We start from the raw sequence: 22,073 nt of genomic DNA, 5'->3' as shown, positions 1-22,073 counted from the left end.
GGCTCGGTGCGTACTCTGCTCCAAGACCAGTATAGGAGTCAGCGAACGGGCAGAACAAGCAACTTTAATTAAATAAAACAGCAACGCTAAACAGAGGGAAAGGATTTGCCTCCTCCACAAATTCTCCACACTTTTTCCGTGAAACCTTAACACATTTGCGATCGTTTCTCGTAGGCCGTGGTGTATCATGCAGCCAGAACCACATATGACCTGACTCGGCAGGGCCTCCACTCCACTCTCAGGCCATGTCTCGTCAGAAACGGGTTCACTACTCGTTCCACATGTTGCCGCACCTCCATGTGGAACGGGTAGGTCTTTTTTTGCCCTTTTTCGGGTGCGGCTCACGCGACGGGCAGCGTGAAGCAGAAGCGGCTGCCCCCGTTTGTGCCGTCTTCCACCCAGGTTTCGCCGCCGTGCGCGGCGACGATGCCCCGCACGATGGCAAGGCCAAGGCCCGTGCCGCCCTTCTTGCGGGAGTGCGCCGGATCGCGCCGGTAGAACCGCTCCCACACCAGGCTGCGCTCCTTCACGGGAATGCCGGGCCCCTGGTCCTCGACGAACACGGTCACCCAGCCGCCCTGGCGGTGGGCGCCGATGGTCACCCTGCCGCCCTCAGGGCTGTACTGCAGGGCGTTGTCCAGCAGGTTCAGGAGCACCTGCTCCAGCCGGTCGGCATCCGCCATCACGATGGGCAGCCCGTGAGGCATGGCCGTCTCGATGTCGACCCCCGCCTCCCGGGCCATGCGGCTCACCCGCTTCAGCACGTGCGAGATCTGGTGGCGCAGGTTCACCGGCGTCAGGTCCACGGGCAGCTGGCCGGCGTCCATGCGGGCAAGCTGCAGCAGGTCCTGCACCAGGGCCGCCATGCGGTCCAGCTCGTGCTGCATGATCCGCAGGGCCTCTTCCCGCTCCTCGGGCGACTCGGCCAGCCCGTCCAGAAGCGCCTCTGCGTAGCCCCGCACCAGGCCGATGGGCGTGCGCAGCTCGTGGGAGACGTTGGCGACGAAGGCGCGCCGCATCTCCTCCAGCCGCTCCCCCTGGGTGATGTCCTGCCACACCATCACCACGCCGTCGACCTGGTCCTCGCCGTGCACGCCGGGAACCGGTGAGAAATACACCGTGTAGATCTTCTCCCCCAGGCTCACCCTCTCGGCGCGGCTGGTTCCCTCGTGCAGCACCTGCCGCACCTGGTCTGCAACGCCCAGGGACTCCAGTACGCCCCAGTCCAGCGGCTCGTCCTCGCCGGCGGGCTTCAGGCCTGCCTCCTCCAGCAGCACCGCGGCAGGCCGGTTCAGTAGTGCGAAGTGACCGCCCGCCTCCGCCAGCATCACGGCGTCGCTCATGCTGCAGAGGATTCCCGAAAGCCGGGCGTTCCGCTCCCTGAGCTGTGCGATGGTGGAGTCCAGCTCGTCCGCCAGCCGGTTGATGGAGCGCCCGAGCCGCGCGACCTCATCGTTGCCGATCACGGCCACCCGCTGCTGGAAGTTGCCGGCTGCCATCGCTCTCGCCATGCCCTCCATCTTGCGGAGCGGCAGGGCCAGCCGCCCCGACAGGTAAAGCGCGATGAGGCTCACGCCGCCCAGCATGACCAGCGCGGTGACGCCCAGCAGCCTGCGGAACTGGCTGATGGTCTCCAGCACTGCCGTGACCGGCTGCGTCAGCACCAGGGCGCCGTTCACCACGTTGTGGCTGTACAGGGGCACGGCGACGATGAAGTACTCCGGGGCCAGGGCGGCGATGCGGTCGCCCTGCTCTTCCGGGAAACGCTGCGCGTGGGTGGCGCGGAAATAGACGGCCTCCCCGGCCAGCACCCGGTTGGCCGCGTGCGGGGGCAGGTAGACCGGCGCCGGGCAGAGGTCGGTGTCGGCCATGGTCGCCAGCTCGCCGGCCGTCAGCGTGTCGATTTGCGCGCCAATCACCCGCTCCTGCGATTTCCAGGGGCGGGTGCCGGGATTATGGGGATCGGGGCTGTACTGTACGACGAGCCCCCTCGCCTGCTCCAGCAGCAGGGCGGAGAGGTGCGAGTCGTAGATGCTCTCCATCTGGCGCGGCACGACCACGCCCATCACGAGCAGGCCGGCTACCGAGAGCAGGGAGATCGACAGCCAGAGCCGGAGGACGACGCTGCCCTTCATGGCGACTGCGGCGGCAGCAGCTTGTAGCCGAAGCCCCAGACCGTTTCAATCTGGACGTCGGCGCCGGCGGCACTCATCTTCTCACGCAGGTGCTGCACGTGGCTGTCAACCGTGCGCCGCCCGCCTGTGAATTCGTACCCCCAGACCTGCTCCAGCAGCGCCTCGCGGGTGAAGACCTGCCCCGGCCGCCGCATCATCAGCGCCAGCAACTGGTATTCCTTGGGCGTGAGGTTCAGGTCCCGGTCTCCCACCGCAATGCGGCAGGCGGCCTCGTCCAGGACCAGGTTTCCGACGGAGACGGTCTGTTGCGGCTGCGCGGCGGCGGCGTTGGTGCGCCGCAGCACCGACTTGATGCGCAGCACCAGCTCGCGCGGGCTGAAGGGCTTGCCCACGTAATCATCCGCGCCGAGCTGAAAGCCCAGAATGCGGTCGTACTCCTCATTGCGGGCGGACAGCATGATGACGGGGGTGTTTCCCCGGCGTCGGACCTCCTGGCACACCGTCCACCCGTCCACCTCGGGCAGCATCAGGTCGAGAATGATGGCATCGTACTTCTCACGGTCGAGGAGGTCCAGGGCCGCCCGCCCGTCCGCGGCCTCGTCGACCGTCCAGCCCTCACGGGTCAGATACATGCGGATCAGCTGGCGGATGTGGTCCTCATCGTCTGCGACCAGGATACGGACGGACATGCACGCCCCCCCTCCGATCAAGTGCCGTTGCCACAAGTGAACTCACGTACATTGTAACGATGGCACACATTGAGGGTCAAGGCGCGCACCGGCGGCGCCTCAGCTGGTGAGGCTCCGCATGTCCTCCCAGGCCTCCGGCGGACCGACGACGGTGAGCAGGTCGCCCTGCTGCAGCACGGTGTGGCCGTGGGGCACGATCTTCTCGGCCCCGCGCTTCACCGACACCACCAGCACGCCGGCAGGCAGCGGCGCCTCCCGCAGGGCCGTACCCACCAGCGGGCCGCCTAGGAGGGGGAAGTCCTGGATCTGCAGATCCTGATCCTCGCCGGTAAAGAGCGCGGTCGCGGCCGGGTTGGTCAGCAGGCTCTCCACCAGCAGGGCGGACGCGAGGTCGGGGTTCACCGCCTCCAGCCCCTCCTGCCGGGCCTCGGCGAGCGCGGACTGGGTGGTGGCGAAGAGGATGGCGCGGGGAATGCCGAACTCGCTGCGCCCCAGGCGTGCGGCGGCCAGGTTGGAGCGCTCGTCCCCGGTGAGCGCGACCAGCGCGCGGGCGCTCTCGGCCTCGGCCTGCCGCAGCCCTTCCGCGGAGGAAGGGTCGGCCAGCACCGCCTGAATGCCGGCGGCCTGAAACTCCTCCACGCGGTCGGGGTGCTCGTCCACCGCGAAGACCGGCACCCCCTGCGCCAGCAGCCGGCGGCCGAGATGCAGCGACAGCCGGTTCATGCCGGCCAGCACCACCGACTGGCGCGCCGGACCTTCTTCCGGATCGCCCAGGATGCGGTTGAAGAGGATGGGGCCCAGGATGGCGGTGGCGATGGCCACCAGCACCACCGCGGCGTGGGTGGATGCGCCGTACGCTCCCACCGTGTAGGCCACGGCCGAGGCGGCGATGGTCACCGACATCTGCGTCGTCAGCAGCACCATGCCCGCCACGGTCTTGCGGGGGGGATGCCACAGGGCCAGCAGCACGCCGGGCAGCGCCTTGACCACCAGGGTGCCGGCCAGAAGCAGCGGCACCAGGGCCAGGGCGCCGGGGTCTCCCAGCAGGGCGCGCAGATCGAACTCCACGCCCACCATGACGAAGAAGATGGGGATCAGGAAGCCGAAGCCCAGGGCGTCCAGCTTGTGGGTGATCTCCTCCCGGTGGGAGCCGGCCAGCATCGAGAGCAGGAGGCCTGCCAGGAAGGAGCCGAGGATGGCCTCAACCCCCACGGTCTGCGCCAGGGCCAGAAAGACCAGCATGAGGGCCCAGGCCGCCCGCACCCCGATCTGCGCCGTGCCTCCGGTCAGCCCCTCCAGCAGGTTGAACCGCCCGAGCCACCGGGAGGCCAGGTAGACGACGGCGCCGAAGGCGATCAGGGCCACGATCCAGAGCGCCTCCAGCGCGGAGCCGCTCACCTTCACCGCCGCGAGCACCGACAGACCCAGCATCGGCAGGAAGTCGGCGATCACCGCGGTGGAGAACAGCACCTGGCCGAAGGGGTCCGTGAGCATCTGGCGGTCCTTCAGCACAGGCATGATGATGGAAAGCCCGCACGTGGCGATGATGAGGGTGAGGAAGAGCGGCTCCTCCACCAGGCCGCGCCGCTGCAGCAGGCCGGCAAACCACCAGGCGCCGTAGGTCGTCAGCAAGAAGAGCACCACGCCCAGGCCCAGCGGGTGGTGCAGGCGCGCGAGCCAGGCCGGCCTCCCTTTCGGCCGGGCCCCTCCGCCCACGAGCGCGGCCAGGTCGATTTCCAGGCCGGCGAGGAACATCAGGGCGCCAATGCCCAGGAAGTTGAAGATCGAGAGCAGCTCGTCGCTCTGGACCAGGCCGAGGCCGCTCTTGCCGACCAGCATGCCGGCCAGGATCTCGCCGGCGGCGATGGGAATGCGAACGCCCTTCAGCCGGTTGAGCAGGAGCGGCACCACGAAGGCGAGGACCGCGACCAGGACCAGGCTGCCCAGCGCGGGACCGTGATGGGGCATGCAGTCCACCCTTTCGTAAATACGTAGGATCTTCGCAGTATATCACGACGATACCATGCGTGCCAGATACGCCACAACCACCTGTAATCGTTTCATGCGCATTTTGCATGACCATCAGGCAGATTGCGGGCGGCGGACGCGCCAGATTTTCTCCCGCGTGAACCGGGCAGGGTCGCGCACAATGAGGCTACACCGGCAACAGGGCCCTGACTATCCGATCGGATCGGCGCCCCAACAGGAGGAGGCAACGGATCGTGCCATTCAGCATCTACGTGGGAAACCTGCCCTGGAGTACCACACCCGAGGACCTGCGGGCACTCTTCGAGCCCTACGGCGAGGTGGAGAACGCCCGCATCATCACCGACCGTGAGACCGGCCGCTCCCGCGGTTTCGGCTTCGTGGACATGACGGAGGAAGAGGCCGCACGGAGAGCCATCGCCGAACTGCACAACTACGAGTACGGAGGCCGGCCCCTCACGGTCAACGAGGCGCAGGCACGCCAGGGCGGTATGTAGCCCCTTCGACTGACCCGACCGAATTTCCGGTCGGGTTTTTCGCGCCCTCTTGACCAAACCCGGCAGTTATGGTAGCTTCGTTTTAGTTGTTTACCACATTAGCCGACTAAAGCACGGAGGCGATGGCCTTGAACACACCGGTAACTCGCACACAGGTGCCAGACGGGGCGCGCGACCGCCTGCCCGCCGAGGCCGCCGCGATGCGCCGCCTCTCCGCACGGCTGGACGGCGTCTTCCGGGCCTGGGGTTACCGGGAGGTCTCCCCGCCGGTTATCGAGTACCTGGAGGCGGTTTCCGTCGGGGCGGCCAGCTGGGGACGCCGGGAGGACCTGTACCAGCTCTTTGACCGGAAAGGGCGCACCCTGGCCCTGCGGCCGGACATGACCACCCCGATCGCCCGCCTGGTGGCCACCCGCCTGGCCGACGAGCCCCTGCCGCTCCGGCTTTCTTATTTTTCCCCGGTTTTCCGGCACCGCGAGCTCAGGGCCGGCGCAACCAGCGAGATCTGGCAGGCCGGGGTGGAGCTGGTGGGCGCGCCGGGGGAGGTGGCGGATGCCGAGGTGATCAGCCTGGCCTGCGCCGCGGTGAAGGCGGCGGAGCTGGAGGGCTTCCGGATTGGCCTGGGCCACGTGGGCATCGTGGAGGGGCTGTTTGAGAGCGCCGGTGTGTCCCCCGACGCGGCCGCTGGGCTCAAGGAGGCCATGGTCGCCCGGGATCTGGTGGCCTTCGAGTACGGGGTCGCCCAGGCCGGCCTCTCAGGCGAGCGGGCTGAACTGCTGCTGGGGCTCGTCCACTTCCACGGCGGCTTCACCGAGGCCAAGGCGCGGTTCGGCCGCGTCGGCGGCCGGGTGGCCGAAGCCCTGGAGCACCTGGGCCGGGTGCTGGAGGTGCTGGAGGCCCTGGGTGTGGCCGAACAGGTGAGCCTGGACCTGGGGCTGGTGCGTTCCCTGGGCTACTACACGGGCGTCGTCTTCGAGGGCTACCTGCCGGGGGTCGGGCTGCCCGTCATGGGCGGCGGGCGGTACGACAACCTGGTGGCGGAGTTCGGCCGGCCGCTGGCGGCCACCGGCTTCGCCCTGGAGGTGGACCGGCTGCTGATGGCCCAGGAACAGCAGGGCGTGCCGACCGGGGAGGCGGGGCTGGACGCCGTGATCGCGTGTCCGCCCGGGCAGGAGGCGAAGGCCATGGCCTGGGCGGCGCGGCTCCGGGCGCAGGGGCTGGCCGTGGAGGTGGACCTCCTGGGCCGGACGGGGGAGGAGCTGGCGGCCTACGCCCGCTCCCGGGGCGCCGCACGGGTGCTGAGCCCCGGGTTGCCGTCGATTCATTAGCGCAGTGAAGTCCACCACGCGTTCCGGGAAGGAGCCATATCGCATGTCACCACTCACCATCGCCATACCCAAGGGCCGGCCATACGCGGCAACGGTCCGCTTCCTGCGGGAGGCCGGCCTGGCCGGGCCGGAGCTGGAGCCCGAGGAGGGGCGCAGCCTGTACGTGGAGTGCCCGGAGCAGGGCACGCGCTTCATCATCGCCCGCGATTCCGACGTGCCCACCTACGTGGAGTACGGGGCCGCGGACCTGGGCATCGTGGGCAAGAACGTGCTCATGGAGGCCGAGCCCCAGGTGTACGAGCTGCTGGACCTGGGTTACAGCAAGTGCCGCTTCGTGCTGGCAGCCCCGGCGGGGGTGGACCCCCGGCAGTTCCTGAACGGTCGCTCCACGCAGCGGGTGGCCACGAAGTACCCCCGCATGACCGAAGCCTACTTCAACAGCCGGGGGCTTCAGGTGGAGACCATCTACCTGCACGGTTCCATTGAGGTGGCGCCGAAGGTGGGGCTGGCGGACCTGATCGTCGACATCGTGGAGACCGGCCGCACCCTGCGGGAGAACAACCTGGTCGTGATTGAGGATCTGTGGACCTCATCCATGCGGCTGATCGCCAACCGCGCTGCCTACCGGCTCCAGGCCGAGCGCATCGGGCCCATCGTCCAGCGCCTCCGGGAGATGGTTGCCGGGCGGGACCTGGCCGGGAAGCCGCAGCCTGCGGTCGCAGAACGCTGAGGAGGAGTACGCCATGTTGAAAGTATGGGAGCCGCAGGCGTTCCTGGAGTTTCTGAGCCGACGCCGCACCGAGTTCTACCCGGATATCGAGGCGCAGGTGCGTGCCATTCTGGAGCGGGTGCGCCGGGAAGGCGACGCGGCGCTGTATGCCCTGACCCGCCAGTTCGACGGCGCGGACCTGGAGGCGACCGGCCTGCGGGTGACCGAGGCGGAGTACCGGGAGGCCGAGGCCGCCGTGACGGACGAGTTCCGGGCGGCCCTGCAGGTCGCCGTCGACAACATCACCGCCTTCCACCGGCCGCAGGTGCCCGCGTCGTGGTTCATGACCCGGCCGGACGGCACGATCATGGGCCAGCAGGTCACCGCGGTGGACCGGGCGGGGGTGTACGTGCCCGGCGGGTCTGCGCCGCTCTTCTCATGCCTGCTCATGACCGCGATCCCCGCCGTCGTGGCGGGGGTGCGGGAAGTGATCGTCTGCACGCCGCCCGACCGGAGCGGGAAGATCGACCCGCACATGCTGGTGGCCGCCCGGGCCGCGGGCGTGAAGGACGTATATAAGGTAGGCGGCGCCCAGGCCATCGGGGCGATGGCCTACGGCACCGCCACCGTGCCCCGGGTCGATACGATCGCCGGGCCGGGCAACTACTACGTGACTCTGGCCAAGAAGCTGGTCTTCGGCCCCGTCGGCATCGACATGCTGGCCGGGCCGACCGAGGTGCTGGCCGTGGACGACGGCAGCGCCGACCCCGAGTGGCTGGCGGCTGACCTGCTTAGCCAGGCCGAGCACCCCAACGGGATGGTGATCCTGGTGACGGTGGCCGGCGAGCAGCGGGTCGCGGCCATCGGGACCGCGATGGAGCGGCAGACGGAGGCCCTGCCCCGGGCGGAGACCATCCGCCAGTCGGTGGCGGAGCTGGGCGCGGCGCTGGTGGTCGGTTCGCTGGAGGAGGCGGCCGACCTGGTCAACGCCGTCGGCCCCGAGCATCTGGAAGTCAACCTCGCAGACCCCTGGGCCTTCCTGCCGATGGTGCGGCACGCCGGCTCCATCTTCATGGGCCGGTGGACCCCGGAGGCCATCGGCGACTATATCGCCGGGCCGTCCAACGTGATCCCCACCGAGGGCACCGCCCGGTATGCCTCGCCGGTGAACGTCGAGACGTTCATCAAGCGGTCCGCGGTCACCTGCTACAGCGAGGCGGCGTTCCGGGCCCAGGCGCCCCACGCCGTCAGGCTGGCCCTGACGGAGGAGCTGCAGGCCCACGCCGCGTCGATGCAGATCCGGCTGAAGGCGCAGGACGGGCCGGCGCCGGGTTCGGGGGCGCGCGCCGGCGGCGAACGAGGGAGGTAATCGGAATGGCAGCGCGAATCGGCCAGGTGACCCGGAAGACCCGCGAGACCGACGTCGCCGTCACCTGGCGGCTGGACGGCGCCGGTCGGGCGGAGATCGACACGGGGGTTCCGTTTTTCGACCACATGCTGGACCAGATCGCCCGCCACGGGCTGACCGACCTGACGGTGAGGACGGTGGGCGACCTGCACATCGATGCGCACCACACGGTGGAGGACACCGGCATCGCCCTGGGGCAGGCCCTGCGCCTGGCGCTGGGCGACGGCCGGTCCATCCGCCGCTACGGCTCGGCCTTCGTCCCCTTCGATGAGACGCTGGCGTTTGCGGCCATCGACATCAGCGGCCGGCCCTACCTGGTCTTCGACGCCGCGCTGCCGGCCCAGAAGGTGGGCAACTTCGACAGTGAACTGGTGCAGGAGTTCTTCCGGGCGCTGGCCTTCAACGCCGGCATCACCCTGCACCTGAAGGTGCACTACGGCCAGAACACCCACCACATGATCGAGGCGCTGTTCAAGGCCTTCGCCCGGGCGCTGGGCGAGGCGGTGGCCCTCGATCCGCGGGTGACGGACATCCCCTCGACGAAGGGGGCGCTGCTCTGATGAAGGCGAGTTTCGAACTCTACCCGGCGATCGATCTGAAAGCGGGCCAGGTGGTGCGGCTGCGGCAGGGCCGCCTGGACGAGGCGACGGTCTACGAGACCGACCCGGCCCGGGTGGCGGCCTGCTGGGCGGAAGCCGGCGCCCGCTGGATCCACGTGGTCGACCTGGACGGCGCCTTCGCCGGCCGGGGCCAGAACACCGGGGCGGTGCGGGCCATCCTGGAGGCTGCCCCCGGAGTCCGGGTTCAGCTGGGCGGCGGGCTGCGCAGCCTGGACGCGGTCGCGGCCGCGCTGGAGCTGGGGGTGGCCCGCGCCATCATCGGCACCGCAGCCCTGGAGGGCGATCTGGTGGCCCGCGCGGTGGAGCGCTTCGGCCCCGAGCGGGTGGCGGTGGGCATCGACGCCCGGGGGGGCATGGTGGCCACCAGGGGCTGGGTGGAGGTGACCGAGGTCCGGGCGGTGGACCTGGCCGGGCGGGTGAAGGCGGCCGGGGTGCGGACCATCATCTACACCGACATCGCCACCGACGGCATGCTGCAGGGCCCCAACTTCGCCGAGATGGCGGCGATGGGCCGGACCGGCCTGGACGTGATCGCCAGCGGCGGGGTCTCCTCGCTGGAGGACATTCTGCGGCTCCGGGAGATCCCCGGGGTGGTCGGGGCCATCGTGGGCAGGGCCCTCTACACCGGCGCCGTCGACCTGAAGGAGGCGGTGGCGGCATGCCTGGGGTGAAGCGCATCATCCCCTGCCTCGACATCAAGGGCGGGCAGGTGGTGAAGAACGTCAAGTTCCACCTCAGCCCCCGGGTGGTCGGCGACCCGGCCGCGCTGGCGGCCGAATACGACCGGCAGGGGGCGGACGAGATCGTCTTCCTGGACATCAACGCCTCGTATGAGGGGCGCTCGGCCACGCTGGAGGTGCTCCGGCGGGCGGCGGAGCAGGTCTCGGCGCCGGTGACCGTCGGCGGCGGGGTGAGCGCCGTCGAGCACGTGCGGGCCTGCCTCGCGGCCGGCGCGGACAAGGTCTCGGTGAACACCGCGGCCGTGCGGCGCCCCGACTTCATTAATGAAGTGGCCGCGGAGTTCGGCCCCGGTGCGCTGGTGGTGGCCATCGACTGCAAGCGGCGGCCGGAAGGCGGCTGGGAGGTCTACCTGCACGGCGGCCGGACGCCGACCGGGCTGGACGCCGTCGCCTGGGCGCAGGAGGCCGAGCGGCGCGGCGCGGGCGAGCTGCTGGTAACCTCGATGGACGCCGACGGCACCCGGGAGGGGTACGACATCCCCCTGCACCAGGCCCTGGCCGACGCGGTGACCATACCGGTCATCGCCTCCGGCGGGGCAGGGAGCGTGGACGATATCCTCGAAGTTCTGACCGTGGGCCGGGCGGACGCCGCCCTGGCCGCCTCGATCTTCCACAGCGGCGAGCAGACGGTGGGAGGGGTGAAGGCCTTCCTCCGGGAGAGAGGGGTGCAGGTACGGTCATGACGGAGACCCTGAAGCTGAAGTGGGGCCCCGACGGGCTGATTCCGGCCATCGTGCAGGATGTGCGGACCGGCCAGGTGCTGATGCAGGCCTACATGAACGCCGACTCGCTCAGGCTCACCCTGGAGACCGGCGTGGCGTGGTACTGGTCCCGCAGCCGGCAGGAGCTGTGGCAGAAGGGGGCGACCTCGGGCCACGTGCAGCGGGTCCGCGAGATCCGCACCGACTGCGACGGCGACTCGCTGCTGCTCCTGGTGGAGCAGGAGGGGGTGGCCTGCCACGAGGGCAGCTACTCCTGCTTCACCCGCCGGGTCGACGGCTCGCCCAAGGCGCTGATCGGCACTGCCTTCTGGCCCGTCCAGCCCGACGAGACGGTGCCCTACGACATCGGATCGATCCTCAGGGAGGTGACCGCCGTCCTGCTGGAGCGGCGGGCCCATCCCGATCCGGACAGCTATACGAGCAAGCTGTTTCGCAAGGGACCTGACGCCTACTGCAAGAAGATCGGCGAGGAGGCCACCGAGGTGGTGCTCGCCGTGAAGAACCGGGATCGGGAGAACCTGGCCTTTGAGGTGGCCGACCTCTGGTTCCACACCCTGGTCGCACTGGTGGACCAGGGGCTGGACCCCGCCGACGTGGCGGATCAACTGGCCAGCCGGCGGGGGAGGCGGCGGGAGCAGCGTAAGGAGGAGTAGGGCATGCCCGGTGTGCGTGCAGCAGTCCAGTCGATGAAACCGTATGTTCCGGGCAAGCCCGTGGAGGATGTGCAGCGGGAGCTGGGGCTCAGCGACCTGGTGAAGCTCAATCAGAACGAGAACCCGCTGGGTCCGTCTCCGCGGGCGGTCGCGGCCGCCCAGGCGGCCATGGCCGAGGTTCACACCTATCCGGAGGGGACCGCCCGCAGGCTCAGGAACCGGCTCGCAGAGATGTGGGACCTGCCGGTGGACTGGTTCCTGGTCGGCAACGGTTCCGACGAGGTCTTCCGGCTGCTGGCGGAGGTCTACCTGGAGCCCGGCGACCGCGTGGTGGTGCCCGTGCCCTCGTTCGCCGCGTACCGGTTCGTGGCGGAGCTGATGGGCGCGGAGGTCGTCGATGTGCCCCTCGCGGGCTGGACCATGGACCTCCCGGCGATGGCGGACGCGGCGGCCGAGAGCGGCGCGAAGCTGCTCTTCCTCTGCCGGCCCAACAACCCCACGGGCGCGGTCTTCGCCGAGGCCGACCTGCGGGCGGCGATGGAGCGCGTGCCGCCGTCGACCCTCGTGGTGGTGGACGAGGCCTACCGGGAGTTCGACGCCACCCCGTTCGACAGCCGGGCGCTGGTGCGGGACTACCCCAACGTCGTCGTCACCCGGACGTTCAGCAAGATCTACGGCATGGCCGGCTTCCGGCTGGGCTACGGCATCATGCGGCCGGAGCTGCTGGCGCCGATCTGGACGGCCCGGGATCCTTTCAGCGTGAACGGCCTCGCCGTGGCGGCCGGTCTGGCCGCCCTGGACGACACGGAGCACCTGGCGCGGACCCTGGCCGTCACCCGGGAGGGGAAGGCGTACCTCTATGCGGCCTTTGAGCGGCTGGGGCTGGCGTGCGTGCCCAGCGAGGCCAACTTCATCCTGTTTGACGCGGGGCGGCCCGCGGCCGAGGTCTTCGACCGGCTCCTCCGGCGCGGGGTGCTGGTGCGCCCCTGCGCCTCCTTCGGCCTGCCGAACCACCTGCGCGTGACGGTGGGGACGGCGGAGGAGAACCGGCGGTTTGTGGAGGCCCTGGAGGCGGTGCTGAAGGGCGATTGATGCGGTGGAACCCGGGTGGGAGATACCCGTAAAGGGGCGGGAGATGCCGGCAGGCGTCTCCCGCCCCTTGTGCGCGCCGCGAAACGGCGCCGGCAGACAGCTGCCGCCCGAAACTTCTGGTCCCGCGATTTCGTCCAACGTGCGAGTTGGCAGAATTCTGCACCGGGAGTGATGCCCCATGCGCACCCGACAGAGAGTCATCGCTATGGTGGCCGTGCTTGCATTGATGGTGGCGGTGGTCGCGGTGATGCGCCCCGGGCGGGGCCCGTCGCCGTCCACACCGCCGACGCCGGAGGAGGACGTAGCCGAGGTGACGCTCGCCCCGGCGGAGTTTGACCCGGCGGGGATCGACCCCGCTGGCCCGCTGCTCCTGTCCAGCAGCAGGCCGCTCACGCTGGCCATGGTACAGGCGGCTCTCGCCGCGGAGCCCGCCGTGGACCTGCGGGTCGAGCAGGCCGACGATGCGGGGACGCGCTTCATCATCGCTCCCGCCGCCGCGCTGGAGCCTGACCGGATCTACCGCTTCCGGCTCAGTCAGGCAGCCGGGCTCGGCCGCGACTACCAGTGGTCCTTCCAGACCCGCGCCGAATTCCGGTTGCTGGGCACCCTGCCGGCCAACCAGTCGACCGGGGTGCCGGTGAACACGGGGATCGAGCTCACTTTCAGCCACGAGGACTACGCCGACCCGGCCAATTACTTCAGCATCAGCCCCCCGGTGAAGGGGCGGTGGGAGCGGCACAAGAAGACGGCGGTCTTCGTGCCTGCCGATCCGCTGGAGCCGGGCACCATCTACACCGTCACCCTGAAGGAGGGGCTGGGCCGTACCCGGGGTGAGGGGCGGCTGGGCGCGCACACCTTCTCGTTCGAGACCGCCGATCCCGGTGCGCCGGGCCCGCACAGGGCGTTCCACGTGTACGATGAGGCCGCGGAGTTCCCGACCGACACGACGCCCTACATCCGCATCTGGGATTCCGGCGGAGGCGACGCCTATACGATTTCGGTCTACCGCTACCCCGGCGCCGCCGCCTACATCGCGGCCCTGCGCGACGCCCTTGCGCTGCCTGCGTGGAGCAGCGCGGCGCGCGATCGCTACAGGGAGGCCACCGACGACCTGGCCTCGGTCGCGACGTTCTCCGCCACGCCGGTGGATCAGGAGTACGATCGCTACCTGGTGTTTCCCGAGCCCCTGCCGCCGGGATACTACCTCGCCGAGGTGCAGCGCGGCGAGCAGGTGCGGCAGGTGCGTTTCCAGGTGAACGACCTCTCGTACTACATCGCCGAGAGCCGGACGGGCGGCCTGATCTGGCTGAACGACCTGGAGACCGGCAGCCCGGCCGCAGGCGCGGCGCTCTACCTGGCGGACGGCTCGCCCGCGGCCACCGCCGGCCCGGATGGCGTGGCACGGGTGGATGCCCCTGGGAGCCCGGACGGAGAGGGCTCTGCCCCGGCTGGTTTCTGGATCGCCCGGCACGGGGAGAAGGAGGCCGTGGTGCACACAATCGGCCGCTATGGGTACCTGAGCGGGGAGGAAACACGGTCGCAGCTTTACTGGCGCTACCTCTACATCGACCGGGCCGTCTACAAGCCCGCGGACACGGTGCACATCTGGGGCATTCTTCACCCGCGTGAGCCTGAGGCAGGGCCGGTGGATGCGGTGCGGGTGGAGCTGACCCGCGGGTACTACTGGAGCGGGGAAGGCGGGCCGGTGATCCTGGCCAGCGCCACGCTTCCGGTGGAGCGCTCCAGCTTCATCGGCAGCCTGCCGCTGCCCAACCTCACCCCCGGATACTACCAGGTCAACCTCCTGGTGGACGGCGAGGTTTTCGCCAGCCGGTGGTTCGAGGTGGCGACTTACGCCAAGCCCGCCTATGAGATTGCGGTGACGGCGGACCGAGAGGCCCTGTTCACCGGCGAGACGGTGAACTTCCGGGTGCGGGCGACCTTCTTCGAGGGAACGCCGGTGCCCGGCATGAAGCTCAACTACCGCATCTACGGCGAAGCGGGCAGCGTGACCACCGATGTGAACGGTGAGGCCGTCATCTCCTACACGCCGCCCCACGTCCCGGAGAGCTGGGGCTGGGGGGGTTCCCTCCCCCTGTACGTCACCGGCGGCGAACCCGAGTTGGGGGAGGTGACCGAGGAGCGGTGGATCCCGCTCTTCCACCGGGACGTGATGGCCGAGACCGATACGGCCTGGAGCGGCGACCAGGCCACCGTGACCGTCCAGGTCAACCAGGTGGTGCTGGATGAGCTTCTCGCCGGCACGGGGACGGACGTGAAGGGTCCTGCGCTGGCGGACCGGGCGGTGGAGTTCACCCTGTTCGAGTACACGTGGAACCGCATTGAGGTGGGGGAGTACTACGACTTCATTGAAAAGGTGGTGCGGAAGCGGTACCGGTATGAGCAGGCGTCCCGCGAGGTCGGCCGGGCGACGGCGGAGACCGATGCCGATGGGCGCGCGACCTTTGTGCTCACCGTCGATCCCGAGAAGCAGTACGAGGTGCGCTACGGGGTCCAGGATTCCCGCGGCCTGTGGATGTACGGCAGCGCCTGGGTCTCGGGCCAGCGGTACGGATACCGTGAAGACTGGGGCTGGCCGCAGCTGGTGCCGACCGATCAGGACCGCTACCGGGTGGCCGTCGGCGAGCCGGTGGAGTACGTGTTCCACAAGGGAGAAAGCAGGCTGGATGACCGGCCGGACGGCTTCCTCTTCTTCACCGCGCGCAGGGGAATCCGGGAGCACATCGTGCAGGATTCGCCCGGGCGCACCGTGGCGCTGCAGGCCGCGGACCTGCCCAACATCATGCTGTACGGCGTCGCCTTCGACGGCCGCAGATACCTCGAAGCCGCGCGGTACGTGGCCGTGGACCCGGAGGAGCGGCGCCTCCAGGTGACGGTTGCCCCCGACCGGGAGGCGTACCGCCCCGGCGATCAGGTGCAGGTGCAGGTCGCGGTGCGGGATGCCGCGGGACGGCCCGCACCCGGGGCGGTGGTCAACCTGAACCTGGTGGATGAGGCGGTCTTTGCGGTGCGGGAGCAGTACGTCGACACCCTGGGCGATCTCTACGGCGACTACGTCAGCTCCGGCGTCCTGCGGAGCCGCAGCTCCCACGAGCCGCCGCCCCTGAGCGGGGGCGCGGAGAAGGGCGGCGAGGGCGGCGGCGTCCGGCGCGATTTCAAGGATGCCGTCCTCTTCACCCGCGTCACGACCGACGGCGCCGGCGAGGCCAGCGTACGCTTCCGCGTGCCCGACAACCTGACCAGCTGGCGGCTGACCTACCAGGCGGTCCTGCCCGACACGATGGAGGCGGGGAGCGGCGCGATCAAGATCCCGGTCAGGCTGCCCTTCTTCGCCGACCTGGTGATGGGCGAGACCTTCCTGTTGGGCGAGAGGCCCGTGTTCCAGGTGCGCGCCTACGGCGACGCCCTGGAGCCGGACGCCCGGGTGAGCTTCCGGGTTGAGGTGGAGGGCCCGTCGGATTACCGGCACCGGCTGGAGCTGACCGGCCGCCCCTTCGACCCCGTTTCGGTGCCGCTGGCGCCGCTGGCGGCTGAGGGGACATATACCGTCAAGGTGACGGCCACGGCCGGCGGCCTGTCGGATGCGCTGGAGCGCACCATTGCGGTTCGGGAGACCCATCTGGTGCAGAACCGGGTCGACTTCCGGCTGCTGGAGCCCGGGGCCAGGCTGGATGGGGCCGATGAGGGGCTTACTCACGTCACCTTCGTGGACTGGGAGCGGGGCCGGTACCTGGACCTGCTCCACCGCAGCCGCTGGGCCTCGGGCAGCCGCTTCGAGAAGAAGCTGGCGCGGGCGCTGGCCGCGGAGCTGCTGCAGGAGCACGCCGGGTGGGAGGATCCCTGGCCCGAGCCGGAGCTGGAGACGTTCCGCTATCAGACCGCCGACGGCTCCATCGCCATCCTGCCGTACAGCGACGGCGACCTGAAGCTCTCTGCCCTGGTCGCAGATCTGGCGCCGGAGCGGTTCGACCGGGCGGCCCTGGCCCTGCACTTCCGCCGGGTGCTGGAGGACGAGGGGGAGAGCCGGGAGCGGAAGGCCATGGCCATCTACGGCCTGGCCGGCCTGGGTGAGCCGGTGCTCCTGGCCGCCCATCAGTTGCTGGCCGAGCCGGAACTGACGCCTTCGGAGCAGCTCTATGCCATGCTGGCCGCCGCCGCACTGGGCGATCTGGAGGCGGTGCGTCCGCACTACCGGAGCTTCGTGGCGGCTTACGGCGAGGAGGTCGCCCTGGATCTGCGGATCGCAGTGGACGGGGACCGGGACGAGCAGCTGCAGGCGACGGCGCTGACGGCCGTTCTCGCCGCCAGGCTGGGCGAGCCGGAGGCGCTCCCCATGCTCGGCTACCTGGCGCAGAATCAGCCCGGGGAGAGCCTGATCAACCTGGAACTGGTCCTGGCTGCCCGCAGCGGGCTGGAGGGCCTGAAAGGCGCGCCGGTGGGCCTCACCTACCGGCTGAAGGGTGAGGTGTTCGAGAAGACCCTGCAGCCCGGAGAGCGGCTGGCCATGGCCCTGCTGCCCGATGAGCTGGCCTCGCTGCAGATTACGGACGTAGAGGGGAGCGTGGCCGCGGTGGTTACCTACACCGCGCCGGGGCGCCCCACGGTGACGATGGCCGGGGGCTCGGTGGTGCGCAGCTATTCGCCGGCGCCTGAGACCTGGAAGCCGGGCGACATCGTCACCGTCACCCTGACCTACAGCCTGCCGAACGACGCGCCCGAAGGGGCCTACGAACTGACCGACACCCTGCCCTCCGGCCTGCGCTACCTGGAGCGGCCCTGGGCCTACGGCCAGCGCGTCGACTGGTCGGTGTACAGCAGCTGGACCCTGCACGTGGACGGACAGCGGGTGACCTTCTGGGCGGAGAAGAAGGGGAAGCCGATTCAGTATCACGCCCGGGTGGTTTCGGCCGGCCAGTACCGGGCTGAGGAGGCCGTGCTGCAGCATCAGGGCAGCGGCCTGGTCTACGGCATGAGCGCGGCGGAGGCGGTGAGCATCGGATGGTAGCGCGGCGGTGGCTGGCGGCAGCAGCGGCCGTGGTGGCAGTGGCGTGGCTGCTGGGGCTGGCCTGGGGCCCGCCGGGCGGGGCGGCGCAGGGTGGGGTTGTGTCGGGCGGGGAAGCACCGGGCGGTGCCGTGTCGGGCGGTGCCGTGTCGGGCGGTGCCGTGTCGGGCGGTGCCGTGTCCGGCGGGAAGGCCCCGCGCGAGGCAGCGCCGCCTCGTCCCAGGCCCCGGCCTGCACAGCCCAACGCCTTCTTCAACGCCCGCTTGTTCTACGGCGGTCTGGAAGCGGCCGGCCGGTCGGCGTTGACGGCTGCCCCGCCCCTGGCCGGCGGGCTGGTGCCGCACCACGACCTGGCGGCGGAACTACTGTCGGGCTTCTTCTTGGTGCTGGAGGCGCAGCCGCCTGAGGTCATCTTCCTGGTGGGGCCGAACCACGAGGCCGCGGGGCCGCCGGTCGTCACCGGCCGGCGCGCCTGGCAGACCGACTTCGGCCAGGTGGAGGCGGACCTGGACGCGGTGGACGCCCTGCTGGCCGCCGGCATCGCCGAGGTGGAGGAAGAGGTGCTGTCGCGGGAGCACGCGATGGGCACGCTGATGCCTTACATCAAATATCACGCGCCGGAGGCGCGGGTCGTGCCGCTCGTGCTCCATCGCGGGCTCACCCTGCCGGAACTTGAGCGGCTCGCGGGCGCCCTTGCCCAGTTGCTTGGACCCGGCCGGATCCTGGTGGCATCCGTGGACTTCTCCCACTACCTCACCCGTGCAGAGGCCGAAGCCCGAGATGCAGAGACCCTGGCCGCCGTCATGGCGGGCGACCTCGACCGGCTCCTGCGGATGGGGCCCGATCACCTGGATTCGCCGGAGGCCGTGTCCGTGCTGCTGATGGCGATGGACGCCGTGGGCGCCGAGGGGCCGACCGTGCTGGGCCACACCAACTCCGGCGAGATCCTGCGGGACGATCTGATCGAAACGACCAGCTACTTCACGTTCGCTTTCACACGCAGATAACGCGGCTGGCACAGCATAGGCTGTTGATGCCAGGGGGCATCGCTACCTCTCCGACCTTATCCGTTCTGTTCGCCTTGGCTGTTGATGTCGAGGGGGCACCCCCTACCTGTCTGACCTGGTCCGCAGGGTGCCTCCCACTTCGCCGATTCCTGAGCCCGACGGGCGGGGTGCAATCCCGACGGGCATGGTGCGGTCCCGACGGGCAAGGTGCAGCAATCCGCAGCCAGACTAGCACGCCGGTGCGGCCAGCGAGGCGTGGCCGGAAGAGCGCCAAGAATATACGGGAAGCAGTACTTGCGGGCACACCGCCTTCTAACATGCGCCAGTTCCCGAGGGTGATGGCGTACCGGCATGGCCAGTTGGCGAAAGGCGGCTCCCGCCGGCGCGCTAAAGCCGCCCCACGGGCAACACCCGCGAGTGCGTGAGCTTCAGGATCCCTGGCACCTGGGACCTCAGCATGCGGGACTGCGCAGCAGGGAGCGGGCATCCACCGGCGCGATGTTGGAACCGTCCGGATACTGCGCGATCCGCACGATGTCCCGGAACCAGGCCAGGTAATGGTCCAGATATTTCGTGGCGACGCCCCGGAACCGGCGGAGCCACCACGTCGGCAGATTGGGAAACCGGATCGGGCCGCCGCTCGCCTCGCCCCCGGCACCGGTCTCCCCAGCACCGATTGCCCCGGCGATTGCCCCGGCATTGGTCTCTTCGGCACCGGTCGCCCCGGTATCGGTCTCTCTGGCACCGATCTCCCGGACAACGGCCTCCCTGGCATCGGCCTCCCTGGCATCGGCCTCCCTGGCATCGGCCGCCCCCTGCCTTGGCCCGTGGGGCGCTTCCGCGTGCAACGCTTTCCCGGCCTGCAATTCCCCAACCTGCGGTTCCCCGGCGGCGGATCCGGCGCGCCTGCTCACAGCGGCGATCCCATCGTGGTGTTCATATCCCAACATCTCGCAGGCCTTCTTGTATTCGCTCCCGCCGAAGGCATACACGCGGGAACCCGGCCGGACCATCTGCGAAAGGCCCGGGCCGATCAGTTCCGGGGTGCGCCTGCCCTGCCCAAGGACGGCGAGGTCGTATCCGCTGTCGGTCTCGGCCACCATGACGTTCACCGGCCGGCCGTCGATCAGCAGCTGGAACCGGTTGCGGCCGGCGGGGGCCAGGCCGGGGCGGGTGGGCCCTCCCGGTCCGATTCCCCGGCGCACGATGTTCCAATAGCCCCAGCTGCCGGGGCCGTTGGTGGTCCTGCTCCCCTTCTCTGAGTACTTCACACGGAAGGTTTCAACCCTGACGTCACCGCTCAGCTTCCCCCGGGGCTGGGCACTGAGCGCCGCCAGGGCCCGGTGGCGCCAGTGGAAGGCCGTGGACAGGGCGATGCCCAGGCGGGATGCGACCTGGCGCAGCGGCAGGTTGTCCGCAAGCAGCTCGATCATCTCGCGCCACTGCTCCTGCTTTCGGATGCGATACGCCGGGCTGCCGGTGTTGGGGCTGAAGGTCCGCCGGCAGGTCTTGCACAGATATCGCTGCACCCGCTGCCCGGAGGCCATGCGGAAAGAGCCGTGCCTGACCACCTGCGCGCCTTCGCAGGTGGGGCACCGCCTTTGCCCTTCCGAAACGTCGGATACGGAGATGGACTCGGGCGCCACGATGGAAGCACCTCGCACATCTGGAGTCTAATGGAAGTCTAGCCGAACGTTGGTTCGTTGTCCAGTCGGATGTGGTCACCCGCGCGGGTGATTTTTTGCGCCTGTAACCGCCGGCGTTGCGATGTGATGAGCTGGGGCGGTGTGCTGAGCAACGATTATGATGAGGAAACGGGATGGCAGTCTCAGTTGCTCGCCACGAGCCCACAGTCAAGCCGAACAGAAAGAATGCGGGTCACGCGTAAGGGTCCGATCTCGCCAACAATGGCCCTGCCCAGTTGTGCGGGCCCGGCACCATGTGCCCCGCCACCAAGTGCAAGGAATTCCTGTTGCGCTGAAGTCGTGAACGTGGTATAGTAACTCATGCGCCGCTGCTGAGGCGGCCAAGCCATGCAGTCGTGGAGAGATACCCAAGTGGCTGAAGGGGCGGCTTTGCTAAAGCTGTAGGGGGCGCAAGCCCCGCGTGGGTTCAAATCCCACTCTCTCCGCCAGAAGCCGTGCTCATACGAGCACGGCATTTTATTGTGTCTCTGCAGCCGCGGGCGCCGCGTCCGCCTTCCGCTTCGTCCGACCCTGTTGCACGACGGGATCGGACATGGTATATTATCTTGTGCACCGCCCGAAGGCGGTGGAGCCACACAGCTGTGGAGAGATACCCAAGTGGCTGAAGGGGCGGCTTTGCTAAAGCTGTAGGGGGCGCAAGCCCCGCGTGGGTTCAAATCCCACTCTCTCCGCCAGCAAGAATCGACGGTGGGAAGTGCAAGCGCACGGCCCACCGTCGATTTCTTATAGCCACTTTTAGCCCCTTTGCACCTCAACTGGTGCACTGTGACCAGTTCCGGGTCGTCGGGATTCGATACATTTGAGCTATACACGGTTTACAGGGATGCGCCTCTCCGGAGCGGAAGTAGTTCAAAAATTGACGCTGCGCTTACGGGAGGCGATGGAGCCATGCCAGGCAAAACCATCGGAATCCTCGGCGGGATGGGGCCGGAGGCCACGGCAGACCTGTTTTTGAAGATCATCCGGTCCACGCCCGCCCACACCGACCAGGAACACCTCAGAGTACTGATCGACAGCAACCCCGCCATCCCCGACCGCACAGCCGCCATCCTGGGCGAAGGTCCCGATCCCGTGCCCCTGCTCACCCGCACGGCACAGCTTCTGGAGCGCTGGGGCGCCGACCTGATCGTCATCCCCTGCAACACCGCGCATTACTTCTGCGACGAGGTGCAGGCAAGCGTGCAGGTGCCGGTGCTGCACATCATGAAGGAGACCGCCGCGTACCTGCGGGAGCGGTATCCCGAACTGCGCGACGTGGGCCTGCTCGCCACCACCGGCACCGTGCGCACCGGGCTCTACCAGCGCTTCCTCGAGGCGCAGTCGCTGCGCACCTTGCTTCCCGACGACGGGGGCCAGGAGGTGGTCATGGACTGCATCTACGGCGAGCGCGGGGTGAAGGCCGGCCACACGGGACCCGAGGTGACGGCGCGGCTCGTCAAGGTGGCCGAGACCTTGATCGCCCGCGGCGCCGGGGCGGTCATCGCCGGCTGCACCGAGCTGCCGCTGGTGCTCCGTGACGGCGACCTGCCGGTCCCGGTGATCGACCCGACCCGCATCCTGGCGGAGGCCGCTGTACGGGCAGCTCTCGACTGAGCGCGCGAGCCGGAGCCGACAGATTCGGACGAAGAGGCCCCGGCGAACCACTTTGGATGAATCGCCCCGCACAAATGCTGAGCCCTCGGGGCAGACCGGGATCGGTCCGCCCCGAGGGCCCTTCTTTCCACCCAGGGGGCCCTTCTTTCCACCCTGGCTCAGCGC

General features: G+C 69.3%; 16 protein-coding genes and 2 tRNA genes. 14 read left to right on the top strand and 4 right to left on the bottom strand.

The features are described from left to right. Nucleotides 1–341: 341 nt before the first annotated feature. The 3 genes from ACZ45O_RS11375 to ACZ45O_RS11365 all read right to left on the bottom strand — a co-directional run bounded on the left by ACZ45O_RS11375 (nucleotide 342) and on the right by ACZ45O_RS11365 (nucleotide 4,792). Entirely contained in the window at nucleotides 342–2,135 is a 1,794-nt protein-coding gene (locus tag ACZ45O_RS11375; protein WP_464853059.1) for an ATP-binding protein, read from the bottom strand. Further along, nucleotides 2,132–2,824, bottom strand: a complete 693-nt coding sequence (locus ACZ45O_RS11370) for a response regulator transcription factor (protein ID WP_464853057.1) — start codon at nucleotides 2,822–2,824, stop codon at nucleotides 2,132–2,134. The genes ACZ45O_RS11375 and ACZ45O_RS11370 overlap by 4 nt, the downstream gene beginning before the upstream one ends. Nucleotides 2,825–2,923: 99 nt before the next feature. Further along, nucleotides 2,924–4,792, bottom strand: coding sequence for a monovalent cation:proton antiporter family protein (locus ACZ45O_RS11365; RefSeq protein WP_464853055.1), 1,869 nt, complete (start codon nucleotides 4,790–4,792; stop codon nucleotides 2,924–2,926). Nucleotides 4,793–5,046: 254 nt separating this feature from the next. Here ACZ45O_RS11365 and ACZ45O_RS11360 point away from each other — a divergent pair, with 254 nt between their 5' ends. The 11 genes from ACZ45O_RS11360 (at nucleotide 5,047) to amrB (ending at nucleotide 18,609) form a co-directional block, all read left to right on the top strand. Next, nucleotides 5,047–5,307, top strand: coding sequence for an RNA recognition motif domain-containing protein (locus ACZ45O_RS11360; RefSeq protein ID WP_464853053.1), 261 nt, complete (start codon nucleotides 5,047–5,049; stop codon nucleotides 5,305–5,307). 128 nt (nucleotides 5,308–5,435) lie between these two features. Further along, a complete protein-coding gene (gene hisZ / locus ACZ45O_RS11355; protein ID WP_464853051.1) occupies nucleotides 5,436–6,635 on the top strand; it encodes an ATP phosphoribosyltransferase regulatory subunit in 1,200 nt (399 codons plus the stop codon). A gap of 43 nt (nucleotides 6,636–6,678) precedes the next feature. Further along, nucleotides 6,679–7,365 (top strand): ATP phosphoribosyltransferase, encoded by a 687-nt coding sequence (gene hisG, locus ACZ45O_RS11350; protein ID WP_464853049.1) that lies wholly within the window; start codon nucleotides 6,679–6,681, stop codon nucleotides 7,363–7,365. Nucleotides 7,366–7,378: 13 nt separating this feature from the next. Next, a complete protein-coding gene (gene hisD / locus ACZ45O_RS11345) occupies nucleotides 7,379–8,713 on the top strand; it encodes a histidinol dehydrogenase (RefSeq protein WP_464853047.1) in 1,335 nt (444 codons plus the stop codon). 5 nt (nucleotides 8,714–8,718) lie between these two features. After that, nucleotides 8,719–9,312 (top strand): imidazoleglycerol-phosphate dehydratase HisB, encoded by a 594-nt coding sequence (gene hisB / locus ACZ45O_RS11340; protein WP_464853045.1) that lies wholly within the window; start codon nucleotides 8,719–8,721, stop codon nucleotides 9,310–9,312. Then, nucleotides 9,312–10,043: a 1-(5-phosphoribosyl)-5-[(5-phosphoribosylamino)methylideneamino]imidazole-4-carboxamide isomerase gene (gene hisA, locus ACZ45O_RS11335; protein ID WP_464853044.1), complete on the top strand. Its 732-nt coding sequence runs from the start codon at nucleotides 9,312–9,314 to the stop codon at nucleotides 10,041–10,043. The genes hisB and hisA overlap by 1 nt, the downstream gene beginning before the upstream one ends. Next, entirely contained in the window at nucleotides 10,031–10,795 is a 765-nt protein-coding gene (gene hisF, locus ACZ45O_RS11330; protein WP_464853042.1) for an imidazole glycerol phosphate synthase subunit HisF, read from the top strand. The genes hisA and hisF overlap by 13 nt, the downstream gene beginning before the upstream one ends. Continuing rightward, entirely contained in the window at nucleotides 10,792–11,487 is a 696-nt protein-coding gene (gene hisIE / locus ACZ45O_RS11325; protein WP_464853040.1) for a bifunctional phosphoribosyl-AMP cyclohydrolase/phosphoribosyl-ATP diphosphatase HisIE, read from the top strand. The genes hisF and hisIE overlap by 4 nt, the downstream gene beginning before the upstream one ends. Nucleotides 11,488–11,490: 3 nt before the next feature. Next, complete coding sequence (gene hisC, locus ACZ45O_RS11320; RefSeq protein WP_464853038.1) at nucleotides 11,491–12,579, top strand: histidinol-phosphate transaminase; 1,089 nt, start codon at nucleotides 11,491–11,493, stop codon at nucleotides 12,577–12,579. A gap of 178 nt (nucleotides 12,580–12,757) precedes the next feature. Then, nucleotides 12,758–17,605, top strand: a complete 4,848-nt coding sequence (locus tag ACZ45O_RS11315; protein WP_464853037.1) for an Ig-like domain-containing protein — start codon at nucleotides 12,758–12,760, stop codon at nucleotides 17,603–17,605. After that, nucleotides 17,599–18,609 (top strand): AmmeMemoRadiSam system protein B, encoded by a 1,011-nt coding sequence (amrB, locus tag ACZ45O_RS11310; RefSeq protein WP_464853036.1) that lies wholly within the window; start codon nucleotides 17,599–17,601, stop codon nucleotides 18,607–18,609. The genes ACZ45O_RS11315 and amrB overlap by 7 nt, the downstream gene beginning before the upstream one ends. A 452-nt stretch (nucleotides 18,610–19,061) precedes the next feature. Here the strand turns inward: amrB and ACZ45O_RS11305 are convergent, their stop codons facing one another. Further along, nucleotides 19,062–20,255 (bottom strand): transposase, encoded by a 1,194-nt coding sequence (locus ACZ45O_RS11305; RefSeq protein WP_464857728.1) that lies wholly within the window; start codon nucleotides 20,253–20,255, stop codon nucleotides 19,062–19,064. Nucleotides 20,256–20,652: 397 nt separating this feature from the next. Here ACZ45O_RS11305 and ACZ45O_RS11300 point away from each other — a divergent pair. From ACZ45O_RS11300 to cuyB, 3 genes are all read left to right on the top strand, one after another. Beyond that, a tRNA-Ser gene (locus ACZ45O_RS11300) sits at nucleotides 20,653–20,743 on the top strand. Between the two features lie 155 nt (nucleotides 20,744–20,898). Continuing rightward, nucleotides 20,899–20,989: transfer RNA gene (locus tag ACZ45O_RS11295), tRNA-Ser, on the top strand. Between the two features lie 214 nt (nucleotides 20,990–21,203). Further along, nucleotides 21,204–21,908: a cysteate racemase gene (gene cuyB / locus ACZ45O_RS11290; protein ID WP_464853035.1), complete on the top strand. Its 705-nt coding sequence runs from the start codon at nucleotides 21,204–21,206 to the stop codon at nucleotides 21,906–21,908. The last annotated feature ends 165 nt before the right edge of the window (nucleotides 21,909–22,073 follow it).

Source organism: Symbiobacterium turbinis (genome assembly GCF_055383075.1).
Note: the sequence above shows the minus strand (reverse complement) of the source record. Positions and strands in the feature narration are given on the sequence as shown.